Annotated in this window: 24 protein-coding genes; 15 read left to right on the top strand and 9 right to left on the bottom strand. The window is 66.2% G+C overall.

Annotated elements, in window-relative coordinates; translation table 11 throughout:
- Window positions 1–59: 59 nt before the first annotated feature.
- The 3 genes from nadA to KY496_RS05260 are packed head-to-tail and all read left to right on the top strand — an operon-like array spanning window position 60 to window position 2,395.
- On the top strand, window positions 60–1,199 hold the full coding sequence (nadA, locus tag KY496_RS05270) for a quinolinate synthase NadA (RefSeq protein ID WP_219864134.1): 1,140 nt from the start codon (window positions 60–62) through the stop codon (window positions 1,197–1,199).
- Window positions 1,196–2,059: a carboxylating nicotinate-nucleotide diphosphorylase gene (gene nadC, locus KY496_RS05265; protein WP_219864133.1), complete on the top strand. Its 864-nt coding sequence runs from the start codon at window positions 1,196–1,198 to the stop codon at window positions 2,057–2,059. The genes nadA and nadC overlap by 4 nt, the downstream gene beginning before the upstream one ends.
- Before the next feature lie 18 nt (window positions 2,060–2,077).
- Complete coding sequence (locus KY496_RS05260) at window positions 2,078–2,395, top strand: hypothetical protein (protein ID WP_005670826.1); 318 nt, start codon at window positions 2,078–2,080, stop codon at window positions 2,393–2,395.
- Window positions 2,396–2,410: 15 nt separating this feature from the next.
- Here the strand turns inward: KY496_RS05260 and KY496_RS05255 are convergent, their stop codons facing one another.
- The 4 genes from KY496_RS05255 to nadB all read right to left on the bottom strand — a co-directional run bounded on the left by KY496_RS05255 (window position 2,411) and on the right by nadB (window position 6,966).
- Entirely contained in the window at window positions 2,411–3,445 is a 1,035-nt protein-coding gene (locus tag KY496_RS05255; protein ID WP_229520428.1) for an alpha/beta fold hydrolase, read from the bottom strand.
- Window positions 3,442–4,335, bottom strand: coding sequence for an NAD-dependent protein deacetylase (locus tag KY496_RS05250; protein WP_219864132.1), 894 nt, complete (start codon window positions 4,333–4,335; stop codon window positions 3,442–3,444). Before KY496_RS05250 ends, KY496_RS05255 begins: the two co-directional genes overlap by 4 nt.
- 95 nt (window positions 4,336–4,430) lie before the next feature.
- Complete coding sequence (locus tag KY496_RS05245) at window positions 4,431–5,336, bottom strand: DMT family transporter (protein ID WP_005670832.1); 906 nt, start codon at window positions 5,334–5,336, stop codon at window positions 4,431–4,433.
- A gap of 1 nt (window position 5,337) precedes the next feature.
- Window positions 5,338–6,966, bottom strand: coding sequence for an L-aspartate oxidase (nadB, locus tag KY496_RS05240; protein WP_219864131.1), 1,629 nt, complete (start codon window positions 6,964–6,966; stop codon window positions 5,338–5,340).
- 162 nt (window positions 6,967–7,128) lie between these two features.
- Here nadB and KY496_RS05235 point away from each other — a divergent pair, with 162 nt between their 5' ends.
- Window positions 7,129–7,623 carry a pyridoxamine 5'-phosphate oxidase family protein gene (locus tag KY496_RS05235; protein WP_005670836.1) on the top strand — a complete coding sequence of 165 codons (495 nt, stop codon included), beginning with the start codon at window positions 7,129–7,131 and terminating at the stop codon, window positions 7,621–7,623.
- A gap of 61 nt (window positions 7,624–7,684) precedes the next feature.
- A complete protein-coding gene (gene pnuC / locus KY496_RS05230; protein WP_071362767.1) occupies window positions 7,685–8,254 on the top strand; it encodes a nicotinamide riboside transporter PnuC in 570 nt (189 codons plus the stop codon).
- Here the strand turns inward: pnuC and KY496_RS05225 are convergent, their stop codons facing one another.
- Window positions 8,255–8,656, bottom strand: a complete 402-nt coding sequence (locus tag KY496_RS05225) for a hypothetical protein (protein WP_219864130.1) — start codon at window positions 8,654–8,656, stop codon at window positions 8,255–8,257. It lies immediately after the preceding gene.
- Window positions 8,657–8,840: 184 nt separating this feature from the next.
- Here KY496_RS05225 and KY496_RS05220 point away from each other — a divergent pair, with 184 nt between their 5' ends.
- Together KY496_RS05220 and KY496_RS05215 are read left to right on the top strand one after the other, a co-directional pair.
- The gene (locus KY496_RS05220; protein WP_219864129.1) at window positions 8,841–9,176 is read left to right on the top strand and encodes a four-helix bundle copper-binding protein; all 336 of its coding nucleotides are present in this window, start codon (window positions 8,841–8,843) and stop codon (window positions 9,174–9,176) included.
- Between the two features lie 81 nt (window positions 9,177–9,257).
- Window positions 9,258–10,421 carry a site-specific integrase gene (locus KY496_RS05215; protein ID WP_071362769.1) on the top strand — a complete coding sequence of 388 codons (1,164 nt, stop codon included), beginning with the start codon at window positions 9,258–9,260 and terminating at the stop codon, window positions 10,419–10,421.
- A 2-nt stretch (window positions 10,422–10,423) separates the two neighbouring features.
- Here KY496_RS05215 and KY496_RS05210 read toward each other — a convergent pair whose 3' ends face one another.
- Window positions 10,424–10,702: a hypothetical protein gene (locus KY496_RS05210; RefSeq protein ID WP_005670844.1), complete on the bottom strand. Its 279-nt coding sequence runs from the start codon at window positions 10,700–10,702 to the stop codon at window positions 10,424–10,426.
- Window positions 10,703–10,905: 203 nt separating this feature from the next.
- On the opposite strand from KY496_RS05210, the gene KY496_RS05205 reads away from it, so the two are divergent.
- From KY496_RS05205 to KY496_RS05195, 3 genes are all read left to right on the top strand, one after another.
- Window positions 10,906–12,672, top strand: a complete 1,767-nt coding sequence (locus KY496_RS05205; RefSeq protein ID WP_219864128.1) for an amidohydrolase — start codon at window positions 10,906–10,908, stop codon at window positions 12,670–12,672.
- Window positions 12,673–12,784: 112 nt separating this feature from the next.
- Window positions 12,785–15,067 carry a histidine kinase dimerization/phosphoacceptor domain -containing protein gene (locus KY496_RS05200; RefSeq protein ID WP_219864127.1) on the top strand — a complete coding sequence of 761 codons (2,283 nt, stop codon included), beginning with the start codon at window positions 12,785–12,787 and terminating at the stop codon, window positions 15,065–15,067.
- A gap of 24 nt (window positions 15,068–15,091) precedes the next feature.
- On the top strand, window positions 15,092–17,575 hold the full coding sequence (locus KY496_RS05195; protein WP_219864126.1) for an EAL domain-containing protein: 2,484 nt from the start codon (window positions 15,092–15,094) through the stop codon (window positions 17,573–17,575).
- A gap of 3 nt (window positions 17,576–17,578) precedes the next feature.
- Here KY496_RS05195 and KY496_RS05190 read toward each other — a convergent pair whose 3' ends face one another.
- The 3 genes from KY496_RS05190 to KY496_RS05180 all read right to left on the bottom strand — a co-directional run bounded on the left by KY496_RS05190 (window position 17,579) and on the right by KY496_RS05180 (window position 21,763).
- Entirely contained in the window at window positions 17,579–19,546 is a 1,968-nt protein-coding gene (locus tag KY496_RS05190; RefSeq protein ID WP_219864125.1) for a PKD domain-containing protein, read from the bottom strand.
- Between the two features lie 63 nt (window positions 19,547–19,609).
- Window positions 19,610–21,553: a PKD domain-containing protein gene (locus KY496_RS05185; protein ID WP_219864124.1), complete on the bottom strand. Its 1,944-nt coding sequence runs from the start codon at window positions 21,551–21,553 to the stop codon at window positions 19,610–19,612.
- 60 nt (window positions 21,554–21,613) lie between these two features.
- Window positions 21,614–21,763 (bottom strand): hypothetical protein, encoded by a 150-nt coding sequence (locus KY496_RS05180; protein ID WP_184236207.1) that lies wholly within the window; start codon window positions 21,761–21,763, stop codon window positions 21,614–21,616.
- 204 nt (window positions 21,764–21,967) lie between these two features.
- On the opposite strand from KY496_RS05180, the gene KY496_RS05175 reads away from it, so the two are divergent.
- The 5 genes from KY496_RS05175 to KY496_RS05155 all read left to right on the top strand — a co-directional run bounded on the left by KY496_RS05175 (window position 21,968) and on the right by KY496_RS05155 (window position 26,697).
- Complete coding sequence (locus tag KY496_RS05175) at window positions 21,968–22,252, top strand: hypothetical protein (protein WP_184236210.1); 285 nt, start codon at window positions 21,968–21,970, stop codon at window positions 22,250–22,252.
- Window positions 22,246–22,383 (top strand): PEP-CTERM sorting domain-containing protein, encoded by a 138-nt coding sequence (locus KY496_RS27430; RefSeq protein ID WP_370660082.1) that lies wholly within the window; start codon window positions 22,246–22,248, stop codon window positions 22,381–22,383. Before KY496_RS05175 ends, KY496_RS27430 begins: the two co-directional genes overlap by 7 nt.
- 166 nt (window positions 22,384–22,549) lie before the next feature.
- Window positions 22,550–23,407, top strand: coding sequence for a protein phosphatase 2C domain-containing protein (locus KY496_RS05165; RefSeq protein ID WP_219864122.1), 858 nt, complete (start codon window positions 22,550–22,552; stop codon window positions 23,405–23,407).
- 970 nt (window positions 23,408–24,377) lie between these two features.
- The gene (locus KY496_RS05160) at window positions 24,378–25,724 is read left to right on the top strand and encodes a hypothetical protein (protein WP_229520427.1); all 1,347 of its coding nucleotides are present in this window, start codon (window positions 24,378–24,380) and stop codon (window positions 25,722–25,724) included.
- An 88-nt stretch (window positions 25,725–25,812) separates the two neighbouring features.
- Window positions 25,813–26,697: an ATP-binding protein gene (locus KY496_RS05155; RefSeq protein ID WP_229520426.1), complete on the top strand. Its 885-nt coding sequence runs from the start codon at window positions 25,813–25,815 to the stop codon at window positions 26,695–26,697.
- Window position 26,698: the final 1 nt, after the last annotated feature.

The following is a 26,698-nucleotide window of genomic DNA, read 5'->3' as shown; positions in this document are numbered from 1 at the left end:
GACATCGATTCGAAGGAGGGCGGGGCCTCGGCTCCGCCAACGCGAGGAGACGCGCGAGCATGAATGCCGTAACAGTACCAATCAAGACCTATGAATACGACCGGCCCCAGGCCGGCATGGCCTGCACCGCCGAGGCCTGGGCGAAAGTCCCGAGCGCGCCGGAAATGGCCGAGCGCGCCGAACTGAAGGAACGCATCCGCCGCCTCCTGAAGGAAAAGGGCGCGGTGCTGGTGGCCCACTACTACGTGGACGCCGACCTGCAAGACCTGGCCGAGGAAACCGGCGGCTGCGTCTCGGATTCGCTGGAAATGGCGCGCTTCGGCCGCGACCATCCAGCCCAGACCCTGGTGGTGGCCGGCGTGCGCTTCATGGGCGAGACCGCCAAGATCCTCAGCCCCGAGAAAACCATCCTGATGCCCGACCTCGACGCGACCTGTTCGCTCGACCTGGGTTGCCCGGCCGACGAATTCGCGGCCTTCTGCGACCAGCATCCGGACCGCACCGTCGTCGTGTACGCCAATACCAGCGCCGCCGTGAAGGCGCGCGCCGACTGGATGGTGACCTCGTCGATCGGCCTGGACATCGTGGCCGAGCTGCACGCCCAGGGCAAGAAGATCCTGTGGGCGCCCGACCGCCACCTCGGTTCCTACATCCAGGCCAAGACCGGCGCCGACATGCTGCTGTGGCAGGGCTCCTGCCTCGTGCACGACGAGTTCAAGGGCGTCGAGCTCGACCTGCTCAAGGCCGAATACCCGAACGCCAAGGTGCTGGTGCATCCCGAGTCGCCCGCCAACGTGGTAGCGCAGGCCGACGCGGTCGGCTCGACCACCCAGCTGATCAATGCGGCCCAGACCATGGACGCGACCCACTTCATCGTCGCCACCGACAACGGCATCCTGCACAAGATGCGCATCGCCGCCCCGGGCAAGACCTTCATCGAGGCGCCGACCGCCGGCAACAGCGCGACCTGCAAGAGTTGCGCGCACTGCCCGTGGATGGCGATGAACGGCTTGCGCAACCTGGCGGAAGTGCTGGAAACGGGCGCCAACCAGATCCACGTCGAGCCAAGCGTCGGCCTGCAGGCCAAGCGCGCGATCGACCGCATGCTCGACTTCGCCGCGGCCAAGCGCACCAAGGCGCTGCCGACCGGAAAACTGGAAAACAATGCCCCGATGTTCTCGGGGGTAGGACCGGCATGACCACACTGAAAAATCCCCACGCCCAGTTCGACGACAGGCTGCAGGCCGCCTTCGAGCAGAACATCCTGGCTGCGCTGCTGGAAGACGTCGGCAGCGGCGACCTGACCGGCAAGCTGGTGCCCGACGACACCCGGGTCACGGCGCGCGTCATCGTGCGCGAAGCGGCCGTGCTGTGCGGCGCGCCATGGTTCGAGGGCCTGATGCTGGCGGTCGACCAGGATACCGAGATCGACTGGCACTATGCCGAGGGCGACCTCATGGCGCTTGACTCGACGGTGTGCACGATCCGCGCCAATCCGCGCTCGCTGCTCACCGCCGAGCGCGGCGCGCTGAACTTCATGCAGCTGCTCTCTGGCGTGGCGACCGCCACCCGCCGCTACGTCGACGTCATTGCCGGCACGAACGCCGCGATCCTCGACACCCGCAAGACCTTGCCGGGCCTGCGCCTGGCGCAGAAATACGCGGTGCGCGTCGGCGGCGGCAAGAACCAGCGCATGGCGCTGTATGACGGCATCCTGATCAAGGAAAACCATATCGCGGCGGCCGGCGGCGTGACGGCCGCGCTGCAGGCGGCGGCCAGGCTGGATTCCGGCGCGCCGGTGCAGATCGAGGTCGAGACCATCGCCCAGCTCGAGGAAGCGCTGGCCGGCGGCGCGAAGTCGGTCCTGCTCGACAACTTCGACCTGGCGCGCATGCGCGAGGCGGTCAAGGTGAATGCCGGCCGCGCGCTGCTGGAAGCCTCGGGCGGCATCAATCTGGAGACCGTGCGCGCGATCGCCGAAACGGGCGTCGACCGCATCTCGATCGGCAGCCTGACCAAGGACGTGCGCGCGACCGACTACTCGCTGCGCATCCTGTAATCCCTCATCACGACATCCATGACGACTACCAAGTTGAAACGTTCGCTGGGCTTTCGCCTGTTCTGGCTCGGCTTCGGCCTGCTGTTGGGCGTGCCCCAGCTCCTCGACGGCATCATGTACGGCATGAAGGGCGAGCTGTTCTTCGGGATCGGCATGCTGCTGGTCGGCATCCGCGGCTTCCTGCGCCCGGTCGTGCTGGGCCGCGCCATGGCGCTCAAGCGCGACGATTCGGCCGAGGCGTCCTCGATCGGCTCGACCACGGTGCACGCCGTGCTGTCGCTGGCCATGGCGGGCAGCCTGATCGCCGGCCTGGCGATCAAGCTGGGCAATAGCTGATTCTACGCCCGCCTTCTACACCCCGCTCTCGCCGGCCGCCGCGGTGGTGTTCTCGCGCGCGGTAGGCAAATGCGCCGGCACGCCGACCTGGGACGCGATCGCATCGATCGCTCCCAGCACCTTGCCCGGTTCGGCGTAGTGCAGCATATGGCCCACGCCGGGCGTGACCGACAGCTCGCTGTGGCGCAGCGCCGCGTGCAGCCGCTCGGCATTGTGGGCGCAATCGCAGACGCCATCCTGGGTGCCCGACAGGATCTGTACCGGCACCTTCAGCCGGCCATAACGCCGCGCCAGCGACATCGCGGCCGGCACCATCAGGCTCGAATCGGCGGCGTTCGCCCGCAATTGCGCCGGCCGCAACACCATCCACGGCGACATCTCGCGGAAGCGCTCCGATACGGGTAATGGCGCGAACGCGCGTCCGATCGCGGCTGGCCAGATCAGCCGTCCGGCCAGCGGCGCCACCGTATAGCGCAGTGCGTCGCCCACCAGCGGCAGGGCCGGCGGCGCGCCGACCATCACGTCCATGCGCACGCTCGGATAGTAGTAACCCGAGACCAGCACCAGTCCGCGCACGAAATCCGGCACCTGCAGGCCCATGGCGAGCGCCACCAGCGTGCCCCAGGAGTGGCCCGCGACGATCGCGCTGTCGACCTGCAGTTCCTGCAAGGCGTGGTGCAGCAGGCGCGCTTGTCGGTCGGGTGTCCAGACCGTGCTGCGCGGCCGTTCGCTGTAGCCGAATCCGGGGCGGTCGAAGGCGATCACCCGGTAATGCTCGGCGGCGGCATCCAGCACGCCGCTGTGCTCCCAGTCGGTGGCGTCGACGCCATTGCCGTGCAATAGCACCAGCGCCGGGCCCGTTCCGCGCTCCAGGTAATGCAGGCGCACACCGTCGACCGTGATGAAGCGGCCGGCGGGAGGATGCGCCTGTTCGGCGCGCTGGGTCCTGGCGCGCACGAACAGCCACGAAGCCAGGAGGCCGATGCCGGCAAGCGCGGCCCCGGTCGACAAGCGGCGGCCGGAGCTTGCGCCGCGAAGATTCGATGTCACATGGTCCCCCTATGGTCGATGAGGTCGGATGGCGGCGCAGGCCGGTGCGCGTCCAGCAGTTGAGCCACCTGCGGCAGGATGTGTTCGGCCGAGGCTTCGAGTTTCAGCGCCAGCATGTCGTCGGCGCGGGTGCGGCCGAGGTTGATGGCGGCGATCGGCTTGCCCGCCGCCTGCGCCAGCCGGCAGAAGCGAAAGCCCGAATACACCATCAGCGACGAGCCGACCACCAGCAGCGCATCGGCCGCCTCCATCTGGGCCAGCGCGCAGGCGGTGCGCGCCGGCGGCACGTTGTCGCCGAAAAAGACGACGTCGGGCATCAGGACCCCGCCGCAGTGCACGCAGGCGGGAATGGCGACGCCGGTGACGGCGTCGGGGTCGAGCGCCGCATCGCCATCCGGCAGCGGCGTGGCCATCGCCTGCAGCAGGGCCGGGTTGGCGAACTCCAGTTGGGTCTGGACGAAGGCGCGCGGAAAGCGCGCATCGCAGGCGAGGCAGGCCACGTGGTGGATATTGCCGTGCAATTCGAGCAGCGCGTGGCTGCCGGCCTGCTGGTGCAGGCCGTCGACGTTCTGGGTCAGGATGAAACCGAGCTTGCCGGCCGCCTCGAGGGCGGCCAGCGCCCGGTGCCCGTCGTTGGGCCGGGCGCGCGCCAGCAGCGGCCAGCCGACCATGCTGCGCGCCCAGTAGCGGCGCTGGACCGCCACGTCGCGCCGGAATTCCGGCCCCTGGATCGGCAGGCGGCCTCGGCGCACGCCGTCACGGTCGCGGTAATCCGGGATGCCGGAAGCGGTCGACAGTCCGGCGCCGGTCAGGACCAGCGTGCGCGGGTGCCTGGCCAGGAACGCGGCCAATGCCCCGACGCCCTCGTGAATGCTGAGACCTTCTGCCATGCCGCTCCTTCCTCCAATGCTTTCCTCCCATGCATGGGATCGTAACATCGGCCATCCGGACGCCACACACGATTCCCCGGATCAGCGCGCCGCGCTCATCTGGCGGATACGGCGATCCCGCCGACGATCATGCCGAATGCCAGCACATGATACAGGTGCGGCGCCTCGCCGAGAAACGCGGACGACAGCAGCGCCGTGAACAGCGGCGTCAGGTTGATGAAGAAGGCGCCCAGGCTCGGCCCGGCGCGCTGCACGCCCGCGCCCCAGCAGCGCATGGCGATGATGGCCGGGCCGATCGCCACGTACAGCAGGGCGGCGGCGAGCGGCCAGCTCCAGGCGATGTGCACGTCCTTGACCGCCCATTCGCCGCCGGCCAGCGCGCCCGACCACAGCACGCCGAACCCGACCTGGGCCAGCAGGAAGGCGGCCCAGTCCGCGCGCAGCGCCGGCGCGTCCTTTTGCTGCATCAGGAGCCAGCTGTAGAAGGACCAGGCGATGGTGGCCAGGATCATGTACAGGTCGCCCGCCACCAGCCGCAGCGCCGCCAGCTCGGCCAGCGAGCCGCGGCACATCACGACCAGCACGCCGGCGATCGACAGCGCCGCCCCCACGACCTGCTTGCGCTTGACCGGCACGTTGAAGAACAGCCGCCCGACCAGCAGCATCCACACCGGCACGCCGGAGGCGACCAGGGTCACGTTGATCGGCGACGAGCTTTGCAACGCCAGGTATTGCAGCGAGTTGTACAGGCCGACGCCCAGCAGGCCGAGCATGCTGTAGCGCTTCCAGTTGGCCAGCACGCCGTAATCGGCGCGCAGCGCGGCCCGGCCCAGCGGCAGCAGGACGGCGAGCGCGATCGACCAGCGGATCAGGTTGAGCGTCATCGGCGGCACCGCGTCGCGCACCAGGCGTCCGACGATAGCGTTGCCGGCCCACAGCACGGGCGGGACGGTCAGGAGCAGGGCGGTGGCCGGGGTCAGCCGATAGCCGGGCGTCGACATCTCAGCCGCGCCGCGGCGTCAGGACGCTCGGCAGCGCCTTCGGCAGCGTGTCCGGGAAGTCGCGCGAGTAATGCAGGCCGCGGCTCTCGTGGCGCGACAGCGCGCTCTTGACGATCAGGTGCGCCACCTCGACCAGGTTGCGCAGTTCCAGCAGGTCGGGCGTGATGCGGAAGTTGCGGTAGTACTCGTCGATCTCTTCCTTGAGCAGCTTGATGCGGTGCTCGGCGCGCTCGAGGCGCTTGGTGGTGCGCACGATGCCGACGTAGTTCCACATGAAGCGGCGCAGCTCGTCCCAGTTGTGGGCAATGACCACTTCTTCGTCGGCGTTGGTGACGCGGCTCTCGTCCCAGGCCGGCAAGGCCGGATGCTCGACCGGGCTGCTTCCCGCGATGTGCTCGGCGCAGGCGCGCCCCACCACCACGCATTCGAGCAGCGAGTTGCTGGCCAGGCGGTTGGCGCCGTGCAGGCCGGTGCAGGCGGTTTCGCCCACCGCATACAGGCCGGGAATGTCGGTGCGCCCGGCCAGGTCGGTGACCACGCCGCCGCAGGTGAAGTGCACGGCCGGCACCACGGGGATCGGCTCGCGCGTGATGTCGATGCCCAGTTCCAGGCAGCGCGCGTAAATCGTCGGGAAGTGCTCCTTGAGGAACTCCGGGTCCTGGTGGCTGATGTCCAGGTCCATGTGGTCCAGGCCGCGCTTCTTCATCTCGAAGTCGATGGCGCGGGCGACCACGTCGCGCGGCGCCAGCTCCCCCCGTTCGTCATGGGCCGGCATGAAGCGGGTGCCGGCAAGCACCCCGGCCTCTTGCGGCAGCTTGAGCAAGCCGCCTTCGCCGCGGATCGCCTCGGTGATCAGGAACGATTTGGCATAGGGGTGGTACAGGCAGGTCGGGTGAAACTGGATGAATTCCATGTTCGACACCCGGCAGCCGGCGCGCCACGCCATGGCGATGCCGTCGCCGGTGGCGGTGTCGGGATTGGTCGTGTACAGGTAGACCTTGCCGGCGCCGCCGGTGGCCAGCACCGTGTGTTCGGCCTCGAAGGTCAGCACCTTGCCGCTCTCGATGTCCTGCACGTACAGGCCGTGGCAGCGCGGCTGGCCGACCAGCGACGGCGCGCCCGCATGGATGCCGTCGGGGCCCAGCTTGTCGGACGTGATGACGTCGATTGCCACATGGTGCTCGAACAGCGCGATGTTCGGGTGCGCGCGCACCTTCTGTTCGAGGGTCACCTGCACCGCATGGCCGGTGGCGTCGGCGGCGTGGATGATGCGGCGCTGGCTGTGGCCGCCTTCGCGGGTCAGGTGGAAGCCCAGTTCGGCCGTGGCGTCGCGCGTGAACGGCACGCCCTGGTCGATCAGCCATTCGATGGCGGCGCGGCCATGCTCGACGATATAGCGCGTGGCGCCTTCGTCGCACAGGCCAGCGCCGGCGACCAGGGTGTCGTCGATGTGCTGGTCGTGACTGTCGCCCGAATCGAGCACGGCGGCGATCCCGCCCTGGGCCCAGCTGCTCGCGCCATCGAGCAGTGCCCGCTTGGAGATGATGGCGACCTTGCGGGTCTGGGCCAGGTGCAGGGCAACGGACAGGCCGGCCAGGCCGCTGCCGACGATCGCGACGTCAAATTTCATGGCAATGTCAAATTTGTACAGAGGCATCACTATAAGCGATTTGTCATCCTCACGTCAGGCTCGCCGTCAGGCTTGCCGAGGGCCGCCACTGTACGGCTGCGCACCGAAAGGCGCGGCCCGGCCGTCTAGGATGGGGTTTTACTCATCCATCAAGGACACGCCATGACCGCAGACCGCCACCACGCAGCCGCGCTCGCCGACCGGATCGGCTCGATGCGCTTCGCCATGTTCACCTTCCGCGACGGGTATGACCACCTGGTCAGCCAGCCGATGACCAAGCAGGACGTCGACGCCGAGGGCGGCCTCTGGTTCTTCGTGAATTCCACGACCGAGCTGTGGGACAGCATTGCGCACCAGCCCGAGGTCAACGTCAGCTTCGCCGACAACGAAAACAGCACCTATGTGTCGGTCAGCGGCCGCGCCGAGCGCGTGGTCGACCGCGCGCAAGTCCAGGCCCGTTGGAACCCGATGGTCCAGGCCTGGTTCCCGGCCGGCCCGGAAGACCAGCACGCGGTGCTGGTGCGCGTCGATCCGCACGCGGCCGAATACTGGGATTCGAACGACAGCAAGATGGTGCGCCTGTTCGCCATGGCCAAGGCGGCCGTGACCGGCACCCAGCCGGACGTGGACGGCGAACACGGGACCATCAAGCTGTAGTTCTTGCAGTAGGGCACGAGCGTGCCTTACAGTAGCGCTCCCGAATCCTGGAGCGCACACGATGACCAGCCCGCTCGAACTCGCGGCCAACGCCTTCACGGCCGCCGCCATCCTGCTGGCCGGCCGCAACAACGTCCATACCTGGTGGACCGGCATCGTCGGCTGCGCGCTGTTCGGCCTGCTGTTCGCCCGGAACCGGCTATATGCCGACGTCGTGCTGCAGATGTTCTTCGTCGGCACCGGGGTGTTGGGCTGGTGGCGCTGGTTGCGCGGCAATAACGGGGCGCCGCTGCCGATCACCCACGCCGGCTGGCGCAGCCTGGCGTGGATGATCCCGGCCGGGATCGCCGCCACCGCCGCCTATGGCGCCTTGCTGCACTTTTACACGAACGCCTACGCGCCCTTCATCGATTCGGCGGTGCTGGTGTTCAGCGTCATCGCCCAACTCCTCATGATGCAGCGCCGGATCGAGAATTGGCCGGTCTGGCTGCTGGTCAATACGATCGCCGTGCCGCTGTACTACAGCCGCGGGTTGCACCTCACGGCCTTTCTCTACCTGTGCTTCTGGGTCAACGCAATCGTGTCCTGGGTCTGGTGGACCAGGCTGGCCAGACGCGAAGCCGGCGCCTGATCAGGGCTGGGTCGGCGGCAAGTCCCTTTCGTCCTGGTTGCCGCCCGTCTCGCGCGCCCCCAGCCCGGTTTCCCTTGGTCCCGCCTGGCTGGCGCGGGTATCCTGGGCGCCCGGATTGGCATGGGTCATGGCCGCATCCACCGACTCGGTGCGCGGCGCCGCGTCGCGCGTCTCGACGTTGGTGGCGGCCACGTCCGGCGCCGTGTCTGCCGTGCCGTCGGGCGCGTTGACGTAGGGTCCCGATTGGTTGCGGGTGAGGCCCGGCCCGCCGTTGCCGCCGGTCTCGGTCTGGCTCTCGTGGCTGGGCGTGGCGCCTTGCTGGCCGCTGGTCAGGCCGCCGACGCCGACGGTCACGCTGCCGTCGTCGGGTTTACCCTGGGATGTCGATGTGGACTGGGTCATCTGCGCCTCCTGTCGAGTTGGTGTGTGATGCGCCAATTGTGGCGCTCCGGGAGCGGTGCGGGTATCGGCGGCGGTGGGCAGGCGCTGTAGGAGGGTGGCGCATGAGCATGCCCGCAGGTATCGTGCGCGAGCGCCGCGGGTCGAATGCTAGGGTAGCTCCATCGACCATTTTCTGGAGACTGCCATGGAAAAACCTGACTACGCCGCCTGCATCGCGGCCTGCAACGCCTGTGCCGACGCCTGCGACCGCTGCGCCGCCGCCTGCTTGGGCGAAGAAGACGTCAAGATGATGGCGCGCTGCATCGCGCTCGACATCGATTGCGCCCAGCTGTGCCGCCTGGCGGCGGCGGTCATGGCGCGCGGCGGCGAGCTCGCCGCCGCGCTGTGCGGGGTGTGCGCCGAGGCCTGCGAGCGCTGCGCCGGGGAATGCGCACAGCACCCGATGGACCACTGCCAGGCATGCGCGGCCGCCTGCCGCGCGTGCGCCGACGCCTGCCGGCGCATGGCTGCGGCCGCTTGATACGGATCTGTCCGATATCCCTTCCTGAGCCGGAGACGTGGTGCTATACTGTATATTCATACAGTTCTTTATCGCACCACCATGCCCGTCTTCCTGCCGATCGACCTCGACCCGCTGCCCACGGAACATCCGGACCGGGCAGCGGCGAGTCGTCCGGACACGGGCATCTTCTCCGGCGTGCACGACGAACCGGTCACCTCGGCCCGCAACGACGCCGAACTGGCGCGCGAATACATCTCGCATGGCGAACTGAGTGCCAAGTCGATCGCCAACCTGCAGAAAGAACTGTACCGCTTCCTGACCTGGTGCCGCGAAGAAGCGCAGAAGACCTTCCAGCAGCTGAACGTGGCCGACCTGAACGCCTACAAGGAGTTCATCCGCAACCCGCCGCCCGAGTGGGTATGCACGACCAAGTGGCCGCGCAACGACCCGCGCTACCGCCCGTTCTCGGGCCCGCTGTCCGACACCAGCCGGCGCCAGTCGATGATCGCCATCAAGGGCTTGCTGGCGTTCGCCGAGCACACCGGCTACCTGCGCCGCAATCCGGCGCGCCTGGTGCGCAATGTGCGGGCGCCGCATGCCGGCCGCATCACGCGCTACCTGACCCCGGCCGCGCTGGCCTATGCGCTGGCCGCGGCCGAGGCGCGCGACGCCGATTCCGACGCCGCGGCGCGCCAGCGCGCCCGCGACCGCTTCCTGCTGATCGCCTTCGCCCAGACCGGGGCGCGCCTCAATGAAATCGTCGGCGCGCGCATGGGTTCGATCTACAGCGAGGGCGACGGCCGCTGGTGGCTGGACGTCCTGGGCAAGGGCAACAAGCCGCGCCGGCTGCCGGTGCCGCCGGCCACGCTGGCCGCCTACCGCGATTACCGGCGCGCCTTCGGCCTGCTGGAACAGACCAGCCGCGGCGACCACATGCCGCTGGTGCTGTCGAGCCGCACGCGCGACCACGTGCGCGTCACCGACGAAGCGGCCTCCGAGGCGCTGAAGGCGATCTTCCAGCTGGCCGCCAGCGAGGCGGCGGCCCGGGGCGACGGCGACAGCGCCGCCATGCTGCGCCAGGCGTCGCCGCACTGGCTACGTCACAGCATGCTCACCAACCACGCCAACAGCGGGGTGCAGCTCAAGACGCTGCAAGACACCGCCGGCCACGCCAATATCGCCACCACCGCCGGCTATCTGCACAAGACCGATAAGGAGCGCCACGACGAGATCCTCGGCGCGGACGGCAAGGGCATTCTGTAGGGTCAGACCGGGATCGACGAGGTCCCGCCGTCCGAGCTGCCGTAATTCTGCAACTCGTCGAGTGACAGACGGCGTTCGTTGAGCGCCGTCACGATCGAACCCAGCTGTTCATCGTCGGGCTGGATATAGACGATGCGTTGCTCGAGCAGGTTATCCCAGTAGGGCGTGTAGGGCACGGCGGTTTCGGTCATCACTTTTGCCTTGAAGCTGCCATCCTGCAGCTCGCCGACCAGGGTAATGCGCGCGGTATCGGGGACGGTATTCTGGACCGTGATGTTCATGCTCATCCTTTGAGTGATCAGTTCGTGTGAAGCCATTGTGACGCAGCCACGGATTGCATGCACGCCGCCGGGCGCCTGCCGTGCGCACCCTGGCCGGGTGGAACGATCGATGGTATCGAATGCCATCGTCAAAATTATCCGCTTTTCAACATTGGCGACGGCGACCGATACTGGACGCTGCTCAACCAACAAGGAGTCAAGCAATGAATCCACTCGCGCTCGCACTGTTCGCCGCCGGACTACTGACCGCCGCGACTGCCGAGGCCCAGGCCGACCTGATCGTCACCAACGGCAAGATCGCCACCATGGCCGCCGAGGGCGAATTTGTCCAGGCACTGGCGGTCAAGGATGGCAAAATCGCCGCCGCCGGCAGCAACGAGCGCGTGCTGCGCCTCAGGCAGAAAGACACCCGGGTCGTCGACGTGGGCGGGCGCACCGTGATTCCGGGCCTGAACGATTCCCACACCCACGTGATCCGCGCGGGCCTGAACTACAATATGGAAGTGCGCTGGGATGGCGTGCGCAGCCTGAAGCGGGCGATGGAGATGCTCAAGGAACAGGCGGCGCGCACGCCCGAGGGCCAGTGGGTCAAGGTCGTGGGCGGCTGGAGCGAGCACCAGTTCGCCGAAAAGCGCCTGCCCACCCTGGCCGAGATCAATGCCGCGGTGCCCGACAGGCCGGTCTTCATCCTCTATTTATATGGCAAGGCCTTCCTGAACCGGAAAGGCATCGAGACGCTCGGCTATACCAGGCAGACGAAGTACCTCGACGGCGAGCTGGAACTCGACGCCGCCGGCAAGCCGACCGGCCTGCTGCTGGCCAAGCCGAACGCCATGATCCTGTACTCGACCCTGGCCAGGACCAACAAGCTCGATCGCGCCGACCAGCGCAACTCGACCTTGCACTTTTACCGCGACCTGAACCGGCTGGGAATGACCAGCGCCGTCGATGCCGGCGGAGGCGGCCAGGCCTATCCGGACGACTATGGCGTGACGCTCGAACTGGCGAAAGAAGGCAAGCTGACGGTGCGCACGGCGTACTACCTGTTCGCGCAGAAGGCCGGCAAGGAACTGGAAGACTACGAGCGCTGGATCAGGATGACGAAGCCGAACCGCAACGACCACCTGTTCTATGCCAATGGCTTCACGACCGAGGGCGCGGGCGAGAACCTGGTCTCGAGCGCGGCCGACTTCGAGAACTTCCTGGAGCCGCGGCCCGACCTGCCGCACCATATGGAAGACGAGCTGGAGCGGGTGGTCACCCTGCTGGTCAAGAACCGCTGGCCGTTCCGCATCCACGCCACCTATGGCGAAAGCATCGAGCGCGACCTGGCCGTGGTCGAGAAGGTCAACCGCAGCACGCCGCTGGCCGGCCTGCGCTGGATCGTCGACCACGCCGAGACGGTGACCGACGAGCAGCTCGAACGCATCAAGGCGCTGGGCGGCGGCGTGGCGGTGCAGAACCGCATGTACTTCCAGGGCGAAGCCTACCGGGCGCGTTATGGCGCCCAGACCCGGCAACTGCCGCCGATCCGCAAGATGCTCGAGCTCGGCCTGCCGGTGGGCCTGGGCACCGACGGCACGCGGGTGAGCAGCTACGGCCCCTGGCCGTCGATCTACTGGGCGGTCACCGGCAAGACCGCCGGGGGGCTGTCGACCTGGCAGGCGAAAGACGTGCTGTCGCGCCATGAAGCCTTGCAACTCATGACCCGCGGAAGCGCCTGGATGAGCGGCGAAGAAGACGTCAAAGGGCGGCTGGTCGTGGGCCAGTACGCCGACTTCGCTGTGTTGCCGCAGGATTACTTCACCATGGACGCCGAGAAGATCAAGGACCTGGAAAGCGTGTTGACGGTCGTGAACGGCCAGGTCGTGTATGGCGCCGGCCCATTCGAAACCCTGTCGCCGGCGCTGCCCGCGGTGTCGCCGGCCTGGAGTCCGGTGAGCCGCTTCGGCGGCTACCAGAACCGCTGACCCTGCTTGTATCGGGAGGCGCGGCGGCGTAGGGTGGAGGCACCAGGAGGGCACATCCATCGCCCCGTACACCTTCCGCCGCCGCGCGCCGACCGTCCGTCAATGGCTGGCCTTGCTGCTGGCGGCCTTCATCGTCCCGACCACGATCGCGGTGGTCGCGCTTTTCCTGCACTCCTATGGCCGGGAGCGGGCCGGCATCGAACGCGCCTCCCAGGACGTGGCGCGGGCGCTGATGCAGGCCATCGACCGCGAGCTGAGCAGCGCCCAGGCCGCCCTCCAGGCGCTGGCGACCTCGCCCAGCCTGGACGCCCACGACCTGCGCGCCTTCCACGCCCAAGCCATCGAAGTGCTGCACGCCCGTCCCGGCAATGTGCTGGTGGCGGCCGCTCCCGACCTGCGCCAGGTGATCAATACCGGCCAGCCGTTCGGCGCCGCGCTGCCGCGCCACGGCAATGCGGACCAGGTGCGGCAGGTGTTCGCGACGGCCCGGCCGCAGGTCTCCGACCTGTACGTGGGGCCGACCGTCAACCGCCTGCTGAGCAGCGTCGACGTGCCGGTGGTGCGCGACGGCCGGGTGCGCTACGTGCTGTCGATGCAATACTTCGGCGAGCGCCTGGGCGCCATCCTCGAGCGCCAACAGGCGCCGCCGGGCGCTACTGTGACGATCTACGACGGCAAGGCGCGCATCGTGTGGAGCAGCCGGGCCCGCCGCGCCGAGGTCGGCCGGCGCGCCAGTTCGGCCCTGGCGGCCGGTTTCGCGCTGGGTCCGGAAGGCACGGTCGATGAACCCGGGCAGGATGGCGCCGGCCTGGTGACCGTGTTCAGCCACTCGTCGCTATCGGACTGGACGGTGGCGATCGCCCTCCAGCGCAGCGTGCTCAACGCCAGCCTGTGGCGCGCGCTGGAATGCATCGTGGTGGGCGGTTGCGGCTTGCTGGCGCTGGGGGCCGCGCTGGTGGCGCTGATCGGCACCCGCATCGAGGCGGCGTTGCGCGGGCTGGTGCGTCCCGCCATCGCCCTCGGCCACGGCGAACAGGTGGTGCTGCCGCCGCTGCCCCTGGACGAGGCGCTGGACGTCGGCCATGCCCTGGTCCAGACCGCGGCGCTGCTGCGCGAACGCACCATCCAGCGCGACCAGGCCGAGCACGCCGAACGGGTGCTGCGCGAAGCCAAGCGCGCGGTCGAGCGCAGCGAAGCCTTCCTGCGCGGGATCTTCGAAGAGACCCCGGGCGGCATCCTCCTGGTCGGTCCCGGCGGCCGGGTGACCCGCGCCAACGTCCAGGCCGAGCGCATGTTCGGCTACGCCGCCGGCGCGCTGGAAGGGCTGGCGCTGGATGCGCTGCTGGTGGAAAGCGGGGCGACGCCGGCCTCGGTGTACGAGCGCATGCGGGCCGCCCCGGCCCGGAGCGGCATGGCCGGCACCACCCACCTGCGCGGCCTGCGCCAGGACGGCCTGGCCTTTGCGGCCGACGCCATGGTCAATCCGCTGCCCGAGCGTGCGCTCCTGATCGTGACCGTGCGCGACGTCAGCGCCGGCTGGGAACAGGAGGAAGCGCTGCGCCAGGCGCTGGACGACAAGAGCACCTTGCTCAAGGAGCTGTACCACCGGGTCAAGAACAATCTGCAGCTGATCATCAGCCTGTTCAACCTGCAGGCGCGCACGCTCAGGGATGGTCGCGCCCAGCGCGCCCTGTCCGAGGCCGCCAACCGGGTACGCGCCATGTCGCTGGTGCACGAGCGCCTGTACCAGTCGCGCACCCTGGGCACGATCCGCCTCGACGACTACGTGCGCGACCTGTGCGACCAGCTGGCCAGCGCCAATGGGGCCGACCGCCGCGGCATCGCCCTGGTGCTCCAGGTGGCGCCGGTCGACGCCGGGCTGGACCTCGCTGTGCCGCTGGGCCTGCTGCTCAACGAACTCGTCTCGAACAGCCTCAAGCACGCTTTCCCGGCCGGGCGGCGCGGCACGATCCGGGTGACGCTGGCGCTGGACGCCGGGGAGGGCGCCGATGCCAGCGAGCAGATGCTGCGGCTGACCGTCCCGGCCGGGCGGCGCGGCACGATCCGGGTGACGCTGGCGCTGGACGCCGGGGAGGGCGCCGATGCCAGCGAGCAGATGCTGCGGCTGACCGTCCACGACGACGGCATCGGCCTGCCGCCCGAGGCCGATCGAACTTCTCCCCAGACGCTGGGTCTAAGACTAGTTGCCGCCTTGAGCGAGCAGTTGCATGCGGAGCTCGTGTTCGAGAACCGCGACGGCGCCTGCGTCATGCTCGTCTTTCATGCCCCGGCCAACGGCAGGCGCGGCCTCGACCACGCTGCGAACACCTTGTCCCGGCACGCGCCGGCCACCCATCGCACCCATGATCGCACCTATACAGCGGCGCCCGAATAGGCCGCCACCGACCCAGGAACCCGTATGCTGCAATCCCTCCCCGGCGCCGCGCAGGACGCGCCGGCCCTGCTGGTGGTCGAGGACGAAGCCGTGGTCGCCATGGACATCGCCGGCCAGTTGCGCGACATGGGTTACCGGGTCTGCGGCTGCGTCGACAATGGCCGCGACGCCATCGCGCGGGCGCGCGCCGACTGGCCCGACCTGGTGCTGATGGACGTGGTGCTCAGGGGCGACATGGACGGCATCGCGGCGGCCGCCGCCATCGGCGCCGAGCTGCAGATCCCGATCCTGTTCCTGACCGCCTACAGCGACGACCAGACCGTCGACCGCGCCGCCGGCGCCATGCCTTACGGCTACCTGACCAAGCCGTTCCAGGGACGCGAACTGCGCGCGGTGATCGAGGTCGCGCTGCGCAAGGCCGAGGTCGAGCGCGCGCTGCGCGACAAGGAGCGCTGGCTCAGCTCGGTACTGCACGGGGTGGGCGACGCCGTGATCGCCCTTGACGCCGACGGCCTGGTCGGCCTGGCCAACCCGGCCGCCGAAAGCCTGCTCGGCACCGAGATCTTGCGCGGACGCAGCGCCGCCGAGGTCGTGCGCCTGGAGGACGATACCGGCGGCACGGTTAGACTGGCGCACCACGATTGCACGGCCCGCAGCGGCGCGGCGATGCTGGTGACCGGCGCCGGCCAGCGCATCCCGGTCGATTATTCGGCGGGCCCGATCTGCGACGAACGCTCCCATCCGATGGGCACGGCGATCGTGCTGCACGACGAGCGCGAACGGGTGGCGGCCGAGCTGCGCCTGGCGCACAGCGAGCAGCGCTTTCGCAGCGCCTTCGACAATGCGCCGCTCGGGCTGGCGCTGGTGGACCGCGACAACCGCTACGCGCGCGTCAACCGCGCCATGTGCCGCCTGCTGGGCGCGCCGGCCGAGGCGCTGGTGGGCGCCGTCCAGGACGCTTTCGGCGACAGCGGCGACAATGCGATCGAACGCGAGTACCAGCAAGACCTGCTGGCCGGGCGCAGCGACGCGGTCCAGTACGAGCGGCGCTACCGGCCCAGGGACGGGCGCACGGTATGGGCGCTGGTGTCGGCCACCTTGCTGCCGGCCGACCACGAACCGCAGCACTTCCTGATCCAGGTGAACGACGTCACCGAGCGCAAGCGGGCCGAGGAAGAACTGGCCCACCTGGCCCACCACGACGCCCTGACCGGGGTCGCCAACCGCGCCATGCTGAGCGAGCAGGTCGAGCGCGAGCTGGCCGTGGCGCGCCGCCGCGGATCGCGCCTGGCGGTGGTCTTCATCGACCTGGATTATTTCAAGCACATCAACGACACCTATGGCCACGAGACCGGCGACGTGGTGCTCAAGGAGCTGGCGAGCCGCCTGGCCCACAGCGTGCGCGCGATCGACATCGTCGGGCGCCTGGGCGGAGACGAGTTCGTGGTGGTGTTGTCCGAGGTGTCCGACACGCGCGACGTCATCGCGCTGACCGACAAGCTGCGGCTCGAATGCGGCCGTCCGCTGCACTTCAACGGCCACGAGGTGCGCCTGGCGGTCAGCATGGGGGTGAGCCTGTTCCCCGAGGACGCCCGCGATTTCCGCACGCTGCTGCGCTTCGCCGACAGCGCCCTGTATCAGGCCAAGGGCGAAGGCCGAAACAACGTCCAGTTCTACCGGCCCGAACTCACGGCGCGCATGGAAATGCGGGTCCGGCTGGGGGCCGGCCTGCGCACCGCCCTCGAGCGCGGCGAGCTCGAAATGTTCTACCAGCCGATCGTGACCCTGGCCGACGGCCGTCCGGCCGCCGCCGAGGCGTTGCTGCGCTGGCACCATCCCGAACTGGGCCTCTTGATGCCCGACCTGTTCCTGCCGATGCTCGAAGAATCGTCGATGGCCGAGGAGATCGGCGCCTGGACCATCCGCGAGGCCTGCCGCCAGGCCGCGCGCTGGAACGCGGACGGCGGCGCCGGCCTGCGCATCGGCGTGAACGTGACCGCGTCCCAGTTCAAGTCTGGTCGCCTGGTGCCGGTGGTGGAGGCGGCGCTGCGCGCCACCGGACTGGCGCCGGGCCGCCTGTGCATCGAGATCACCGAGCAGAGCCAGCTGGCCGACACCGGGCAGACCCGCGCCACCCTGGCCGCGCTGAAAGACCTGGGCGTGCTGGTGGCGATCGACGATTTCGGCACCGGCTACTCGTCGCTGGGCTACATCAGCCGCCTGAAGCCCGACGAACTGAAGGTCGACAAGTCGCTCGTGACCGACGTCGACACCGACGCCGAGCGCGCCGGGGTGGTGGTGGCCGCGCTGGCCATGGCGCGCAGCCTGCGCGTGCTGGTGGTGGCCGAAGGCGTCGAGACCGAGGCCGAGCAGGCCTTCCTGCAAGCCCACGGTTGCGACATGGCCCAGGGCTTCCTGCATGCGCGGCCGATCCCGGCGCCGGAGTTCGAGGCATGGCTGGCGGCGGCCGGCCGGCCGAGGGGCGCCGGCGGGGAGCCGGCGCATTGATCCTCAGTCTGCACCCAGGCTTACCTTGCTGCCGGCGATGAGCGGGGCGCCGGGTGTGCTGGCTGCCGCACGCGCGCCTTCAACCGCATTGTCGTAGTCGAGCACCTCGGGTCCGGTCACGGCGTCGCGGTGCGTGATGCGCACATGGATGCGGCTGGCGTCAGCAGTTGCCCCGTCCCGCACCACGCTCAGGGCGAAGCGGTAGCCATGCCGTCCATTCAGCACCCCGCTGCCTTCATAGCGCACGCCTGCCGGATCGTGGGCCAGGGCGTCGTAGCCGCCGCTGTCGAATTCGATGCCCGGCGCGCTGAAGCGGATCGCGGCCTTGCCGCCACCGTGGGAGGCGTCGCCTGCGGAGTGGAAAGAGAAGCGGGCGATGCCGGCGTCGTGGGACGCGAGCCGCGACGCGCCGCGTGGCGACAAGAAGCGGCCATCGCCGGCGAGCACGATGCCGGACTCGCCCACGACGACCGTCGACTGCGCCACGCTGCGCTCGCCCCCGCTGTCACTCACCGTCAGGCGGACCTTGTACACGCCCGGCGTGCTGTACGTATGTTGTCCGCTGACGCCGCCGCGGCCCCGCGCCGAGGCGACACTGCCGGCGCTGGTGTTCCCGTCGCCCCACGACCAGCTTGCCGTGTGGGCATCGCGCAGATCGCTGTCTTTGAACCCGGCCGCGAACGTCAGCAGGGCGCCGGGCCGCGCCACGCCCTGGGTCTTGATGGGCCCGATCACCGGCGGCGCCTTGCGGCAATCGCCCGGCACCAGCAGCACCAGCGCCCTGGTAGTGGTGCTGGCGACGATCGAACCGTTGTCCGAAACCGCGAGCGCCTCATCGAGTTCAAACCCGTCCGGCGCGTCCCTGAGACGGGTGTTCAGATCGACCAGGCCCCCGGCACGGGTCCAGACGAAGGCGCGGGCGTTGAACCGGCCCACGACCTGGCCGTGCTTGTTGACGTCGCGGGCGCTCGAGTCGTCGACGCCCGGGGTGCCGAGCAGGCGCGGACCGCCTTTGGGGGTCCACACGAAGGCAATGACCTTGCCCGGCCCAACCTCGCTTTCTCCTACTACCATGTCCTTGTCGTTCATTTTCAAGGCCCAGGCATCGCCGGGCACCTTCAGATCGATCGTGCCGGTGGCGGACGTCCAGAAGAATGCGGAGCGAGAACTGGATTGGCTGGGTGCAAACGCGCCGTTGCCGACAATGTGCCCGGCCGCGTTGATGTCGGCCGCGCGCGACCACGGGAACTGGTTCAACAGTAGCGGCTGCGGCGCCGGCCCCAACGTCCAGCGTGTCGGGACGAAGTAGTTGTAGTCCAGTGGCGCCGGGATGTTGCTGAAGCCGACCACGACGCCGGAATCGTTCATCGCGGTCACGCGGGCGCGGCTGTTCAGCGTGCCCAAGCCACGCATGCCGAGACCGGGAATCCAGCGAAAGCCCTGGTCGGGGCTGTCCGCGGAAAACCGGGCATCGCCCGCGACGATGCCCAGGTTGTTGATCGCCCGACCCTCCGAGTAGTACATCCCGGGCGGGTTCAGGTTGACCATCCCCGTCGACTCGCTCCAGCGATAGGCATAGTATCCGGCGCCCATCGGTTCCAGGAAAGAGGTGCCGGTCACCTGTCCGCGATCGTTCAGCGCGCGAGCGCTGGTGTAGATCGCACCGTTGTTGCCGACCAACGTACCGAGGTCGCGCACCCTGACGCCATCGTACAGCCTGGCGCGCGTGACGCCGATCGCGACAACCTCGGTGAGCGCCACCTGGCCCTTGGCATTGATGTCGGCGTAGGAATGGGCTTCCGCGGACAGCGGGATGATCCGATAGAGGACCTTTGCCGAAGGGGGAAGGGCACCGGCGCTCAGCGCCGTCGAGATCGACAGGCACAGGATCGCGACCGGATAGCGCAGCCGGCGTGTGCGGCTGCGGCGCTGGTGGCGAATGAACCGGACGGCATTGGTGTTCGCTTGCATGTGATCCTCCTGATAAGTAAAGTTCGCACCGTTTGCGATGCGGGCGCTATCGGGGCGAGACCGCTAACGGGGCGAGACCGATAAGGTGCTTCCACTTTCCACGACACTGCCTTCGACCGGTCCGGCCCCCGCCGCCCCGTTGTCATAGACCACCACGTCATCGCGCGCACCGTTCTTGCGCTGGACGATCCGGATGTGGAACCGATCCCCCACTCCGGCAGCCCGCTTGCCTGCGCTCATCGTGAAGTCGTAGCCGTTCTTGCCGTTGACGGCGCCGCTGCCCTGGATGCGGACCTGGCCGCCCTCGACCGACTGGGCCAGGATGCGCGTGCTCTCGAACTGCAGGCCGACGGTGTTGAAGCGCACGCTGGCGCGTTGCGGCTGGGCGGGGTCGCCGAGGAAGGCATAGGTGGCGCGTGCGGCGTGTTTTTGCGCAGCGGCGGCAGCGTCCGGCGCGGACACGAAGGCGCCTTCGCCGGCGATATGGGCGCCGGCGCCGCAGACCACGATCCTGCGCTCGGCCGCCACCGTCTTGCCGCCGCTGTCGCGGATCACCAGGCGCACCGTATAGATGCCGGCCTTGCGATACACGTGCTGGCCGCTGACGCTGCCCGCGCCGTGCTTCGCGCTCACGCTCCCGGCTTCGCTCGCGCCGTCGCCCCAGCTCCAGGTGGCGCTGTGGGTGTCACGCGGGTCGGCGTCCTTGAAGTCGACCGAGAACGAGAGCAGGGCGCCAACCCGCGCCGGGCCGGCCACCTGGATCGGTCCGGCCACCGGCGCGGCGTTGTGGCCGCCACGCGGCACCAGCAGCACCAGGCCGGTATTGGCCAGGGCGACGATCGCGCCGCCGTCCGAGATGCTGCGCGCGCTGCGCAGCACCAGTCCCGGCGGCGCGCCGGGGATGCGGGTATTCAGGTCGACCACGCCGCCGGCGCGGGTCCAGACGAAGGCACGGCTTTCCAGGTCGCCGACGACCTGGCCGGCATTGTTGACGTCGCGCGGAACGCCGTCGACCCCGGCCCCGGCGAATTCGACCAGGCCGCCGGCGCGGGTCCAGGCCAGCGGCCGCGTGGACTCGAACGGGTCTTCGACGACGCCGATCACCAGTCCCTTGTCGTTCAGGCGGCCAGCCTCGGATTGCTGGCCACTGCCGCTGCCCAGGTTGACGATGCCGTCCTGACGGCTCCAGAAGAAGGCGCGGTCGCCATCCTGGCCGGGGAAGGTCGACGTGCCGGTGATCTGGCCGACGGCATTGATGTCGGTCGCGTCCGATCCGCGGCTGGAGAAACTCGTGAGCGGCACCACGCCTTCGCTGCGAGTCCAGCGAAATGGCAGGCCTTCCGGGTCGCCGCTCGGCACGCCGACGAAACCCACCGCCGTGCCGGCGTCGTTGATGTCGTTGGCGCTCGAGACGCTGGCGCCCGGCGTCAGGTCGACGATCCCGGTCTGCGGCGTCCAGTGGAATGCATGCCGCGCCGTCTGGCCCGGCTCGCCGAACCACGCGCGCCCGACCACATGGCCCTTGTTGTTGACCGCGATCGCCACCGAATCGGCGCTGCCGGCCGGATCGAGGTCGATCATGCCGGCGCCCCTGGTCCACCTGAAGGCGTGGGTGGTGGCGCTGCCTGGGCTGAACTCCGACGCGCCCACGACCTGCCCGTGGTCGTTGAGGCCCACCGCATAGGCGTTGCCCCCGCCCAGCGTGCCCAGCTCGCGCACCTGTCCGGCATCGTACAGGCGGGGGCGGAACACGCCGTCGCGAGTCTCCGTAAAAACCACCTGGTCGCGGTTGTTGATGAAGCCGGTCGCGCCGAGGTCCGGGGAGAGCTGGATCACCTGGTAGCTGGTGCGCGCCGCCGGCCCGCCGGCCGCGGACCCGGTCGCCACGGCAGCGACAGTGCCGGCAACGACGACAAACAGCACTCCCAGGCGTCGCGGCCAGGAACGCAGGGGTGACGCGTCCTTGCGGCAAGCTGCAACACCGCCTTTGATATTGTCAGTGCTCATGGAACTCTCCTGAATGGTTGGGAGGGTAAAACCGAGATGCGCTCGCCAGTCAACCTCTCGTCAGCGCGCTCCCTGGCGGCCCGTGGTTGTCTCGGCAGTGGCGACCTCGACCTGCCGTCTTACCGACGAAATGCGGCCCTTGTTGTCGGTGACGGTGAGCGTGACGGTGCGGAGTGTGGCGGCACCGCTCGTCAATATTCTTGGTTGCATTGTTCCTCCTGATCAGTTTGATGCGTCAGGTCAAGATGCAGCCTGGGAAGAGGTGCTAGAGGGGACGTACCGGATCAGCTTAGGACGTTCGACGAGGTCGCCTCTGGCCGATATCAACTGCTGTGCTGGTCGGCGCTGGCCTGGTGGAGGAGCCGTTGACGCAATCAGGGTGCCGTTCGACGCGTATTTCCGGCCGAGGAGAACTTGCTCAAAAATGCCTTCCTCTACGACGGGACCACGGTCACCGACCTCGATCCAGACGCGGGGAACACCTTGGGCTACGACATCAACAACGCGGGGGAGGTCGTCGGCGTCGCTGACGACCGCGCGGTCCTGTACGCGGACGGTGGGCTGTTCGACCTGAATACGCTCATCGACCCCGAGGCCGACTTGCTGCTGAAGTCCGCCGACGACAGCAACAACCAAGGGCAGATCCTGACGCATAGCTGCGACCGTTCCGGCGTATTCTGTTACGGGTCCGTGTGCTGAGTCCCGTGCCGGTTGTTGCCGAGCCTTCGGCAGCCGTGCTGCTGTTAGCGGGGCTGGCCCTGATGGCGGGGCGGCGACGCAGGATTGCGCGGCAAGCCATCTACGACATTGCGGCACGCCGTGCTGCTTGACAAATTCAGCGACTAACTCGTGGCAAATGCGACAGCATGCAGGCTTTAATCTAACTCGACATTAGCATATATATTGTCGAGTTAAATGCGGGCGAGGATCGATGCACTTGTCTTCCGCTTCCCGCGCGGGTAGAGTCCTCCGACAAATAATAACCCGGCCACGTCCGTGAAGATCACCTATATCTCTGCAGGAGCAACATCCCACCGTAACGACGACCATGTGGCCGTCTTCGAGCATGCCGGCGCCACCGACATCCTGGTGATCGATGGCGGCACCTCGGTGGCCGAGCGCGATTACCTCGATCATGTTCACGGCGACGTCACCTGGTTCGTGCACGCCTTCACGGCGGCGCTGGAGCAGGAACTGGCGCCCGGGCGCAGCCAGCAGGAATGCGTGCATGCCGCGATCGACGCGGTCCGTGCCAGGTTCGAGGAAATAATCGGGCAAGACGCGATGCCGCTGCATGCATGGCCGATCGCGGCCATGACCTGGATGCGCATCGACGAGCGTGATGGCATCCAGCGCGCCGCGTTGTACAGCCTCGGCGACTGCACGAGTCTGCTGCGTACGGCGGACGGCAGCTGCAGCGATCTCGATCCGTTTGTGAATCCACAAGATGCCGTACTGCAGGCCGAGATCGCGAAACTGCGCAACGAAGGCGTCACCGATCCCGAACGACGCCGCGAACGCATGCTGCCGATGCTGCGTGCGCGACGCGAGTTCCAGAATACCCAGCCGGCGCCGACCGTCCTGTGCCTGCGTCCGAACGGCGCATTCCGGGCGCGCGTGCGCAGCCTGGACCTGGCGCCCGGAACGAGCCTGTTGATCATGACGGACGGCTTTTATCGGCTGATCAGTCCTTATGGCCGCTACACGGATCGCGCGCTGGTGGATGCCTGTCTCGAACGGGGATTGCTGGCGATGCTGGACGAGCTGCGGACGCATGAATCGGTCGCCGGCGGGACTGGGGTACGTGCGGTCAAGGTGGCGGACGATGCGTCGGCGGCGATTTGGACGGTGTAGCAGCTGGTGGATTCCAGGCCGTGGGCGTATTGACGCAGGAGTGGGTGCCCCGGCTTTTGACGTCAATTTGCACAAAGATGTAGCCACGGGTCTCCTGTTGCAAAGAGCAAAAAACTACAACTGTTTGCAAAGACTCTTTGCAGAAAATTGTGCCCTGTCCGAACATCTTGCATAAATTTGGAGGAAAACCACCTAAGTATGTTGTTCCCCGACAAACAGCGTGTTATGTTATAGACAAGTTTCCAATCGCGGGGACACAATGGACAGCAAACAGAGTGAGGATTCGAATTATTCGAATCGGGTAGTGGCTGGTCAGAACCACGACATCTCGTGCTGGCCAACCCCAGACGAGGGTGCACTAGTTGGCAACTCCAGGACGCTGTATTTTGCCCGCAAGAATGCCGTTACCCTCTATCTTGCCGGTGCCTCTGCCACACTAATCAAAGCTTCGACTGGAGTCGCGGCAAAGTATGCGTATCGCCTTATTCGAGAGCGGTGCTTGGAACTGCACCCGGACGGGCAACCTTACGGTTGGCGGGGCCTCATCCCACACTTCAGGATACGTCCATTCAAACGACGAAAAAAAGTCCGAATTGATCAGTTCGGGAACGGTGGCGCCGGTGCAATGGAGCACTTGCTGGACAGCCATCCCGACATAAGGTTGGCCTTTGACAAAAGAATCAAAACAAGTTCCTCCGCAAACAGACTACAAGAGACCAAGCTGTCGATTGGGCGCCACTGTACGTGGTTATTGGACGAACTTCGAAAACGCGGGTATGAAGAGCGGAATGACTGGCCATTCAATACCGCAAGCTTAGGCTACTACTCCGTCCGACGATACATTGAGAAGGTCCTTTCGTCGGAGAGTAAGGTCCTTGCAGCTGTGACAGGTGGGCCTGAACTAGTCCGAAAGCTCCGGACGGGTGATGGCACCAATCGTCCGGTCATGAAGTTCCTCCAACGGGTGGAGATGGACGCCCATAAATTAGACGGGCGGTTCTGCGTATCGATACCGAATTTTGACGGCGACTCCACCGAGCGAATCGTATATCGGCTATGGGTGATTTCGCTTATTGATGTGGCGTCAAGGGTAGTTATCGGATACTACTTCAGCATCGCCAAAGAAGTCTCCGCCGACGATGTTCTACGGGCAATCAAAGCGTCACTTACAAAATGGACACCCAAGAAGATCTCTTTTTCAAAACAGCCCTACAGTAGCGGCGCCGGATTCCTATCATCGCTGGGCGAAGAGTATATTGGGCTGTGTTGGGACGAAACGAGCGTTGACGGTGCATTAGCTGAAACATGTAAGCGCGTAGAAACCGCCTTAAGGGACGCGGTGGGTTCCATTTTATTATCGCCCAATAATTCGTTCGCTAAACGGAGAAGTCTGGACGATCGCCCCTACATCGAGGCGTTCTTCCGGAACCTAGCAAGTGGAGGATTTCAGCGATTATCTAATACTACGGGTGGCAAACCTGAGGATCGTAAAGGACTCAACCCAGAGCAAGTTGCAATAACGTCGCGGTTTCAATACGAATATGCAGGAGAACTTCTAGATGTTCTAATTGCCAACTATAATAATTCTCCGCATAAAGGCATCGGCAGGCGGACGCCCTTAGCTTATGCTAGGTTTCTGTTCGAAAATAGTCAGGAACCTAGAAGACGCGCTAAACTTGACACCGTTGAGTCATTGTTGAGTGTACGAAAGCTGTGCCAGGTCCGTGGCGGTGCAAAAGTTGGACGGGCAGCTTATGTGGAATTTTTTAATGCCCGTTATACCAATGAAATTCTTCAGAACCGTCAGGACCTTGTTAGCACAAAGATTTGGGTTGTACACCATAAAGAGGATGATGGAAGGGTCGCACTTGCTTCAACTCAAGATGGCACCTCTTTAGGTGTTTTAAGGGCAGCGCCCCCATGGCACATCACGCCACATAGCCTTGCTCTACGGCGTGGAATATTAGCGGCTCAGTCAAAAGGAAAATTTCATATTGCACCAGGGGGCGACGGTGTTGATACATTCATCAATTTTGTCGAAGCTCAGCCGCATAGCAAACTACCGATACATCCAACATATCTCGAAGCGAGACGGATTATTTCAAAGGCTGCAGATCAGTTCGTAGGGGAAACCGTCTTGCAAGCTGCGCAAGAGCAATTCGAGCGGCGGCAAGACAATCCAAATAGCACCGCTTCCAGCGTCGACACAGCGCCGGCAACCACGCCGGCCCGCATTCCGACATCACGCACAAAGCCAGCCAACACCGGAGTAACACAACTGCCACCTCGCAGAATTGCTGCAACGAGAGGCAGATAATATGCAAGGTGCTTACCCGGATCCGTCACATTGCATTCTAACTAGGCAATATGCTATCTACACACCACCCATTCATGAGATGACAGCCATGATTGGAGACTGGGTTGATCAAAGGCGCCCTGGAGGATTTATTTATGGAGCGTCACGACTCGGTAAAAGCCGCGCAGTTCAATGGTATTTAGCAGAAGTTCTCGAAGAACGGTTTGGCGCGGTAATTCCATTGATTGTCTGGAATAGACGCCCTGACCAGCAAGCCACAGAATCTGCATTCTGGCATGCATTACTCTTAGCGAGTAAATTTCAATTCGTTAACCCTGCAAAGCCACCGAAGAGATCAGAGGGATTTTATCTGTGCGTCCAGAGATTTATCTCTATCGCGCAGAGTGCAGGGCGAAATCACCTTGTATTGTTGATTGACGAGGCTCAAGACGTCACCTTGCGCGAGTGGAAATGGCTTGTAGGGCTGCAAAATCAATTGGACTATGAAGGTTTTTTGCTCAGTGTCGTATCTGTCGGAACTCATCAACTTGGATACCGGCACGAGTACCTGGCTAATACAGGAAATGCGCATGTCGCTGCGCGATTTATGTCGGCACATTGTCGCTTTCACGGGATACGCAGCGTAGAAGAAGTCGCATATGTGCTAAACGGATACGATATCGATTCCGAATGGCCTCCTGGAAGCGGGAAATCATTTTTGCAATATTTTTCTCCAACGAACTTTAGCCGAGGACGTCGCTTGAGCGATTGCGCTGATTTGTTGTGGGAAGCGCTAGTCGCACTACTTCCATCGAGTGCCCGAAATTATACCGAGTTTCCAATGGAGCATATTGCATTTACTGTTGAAGAAATGCTAAAGCAATTGTCTTCGGGAGAGGATTGGGATGCTACTACGAAGTATGAAAGTTGGCTCCGAGGGTTAGCTCGAAATAACTTCCCTGATCATATGCGGATCATTGCAACAGCTGGATAAC

It is taken from the genome of Massilia sp. NP310 (assembly GCF_019443485.1).
GTDB lineage: Bacteria > Pseudomonadota > Gammaproteobacteria > Burkholderiales > Burkholderiaceae_D > Telluria > Telluria timonae.
This window is presented reverse-complemented; position numbering and strand designations above follow the sequence as displayed.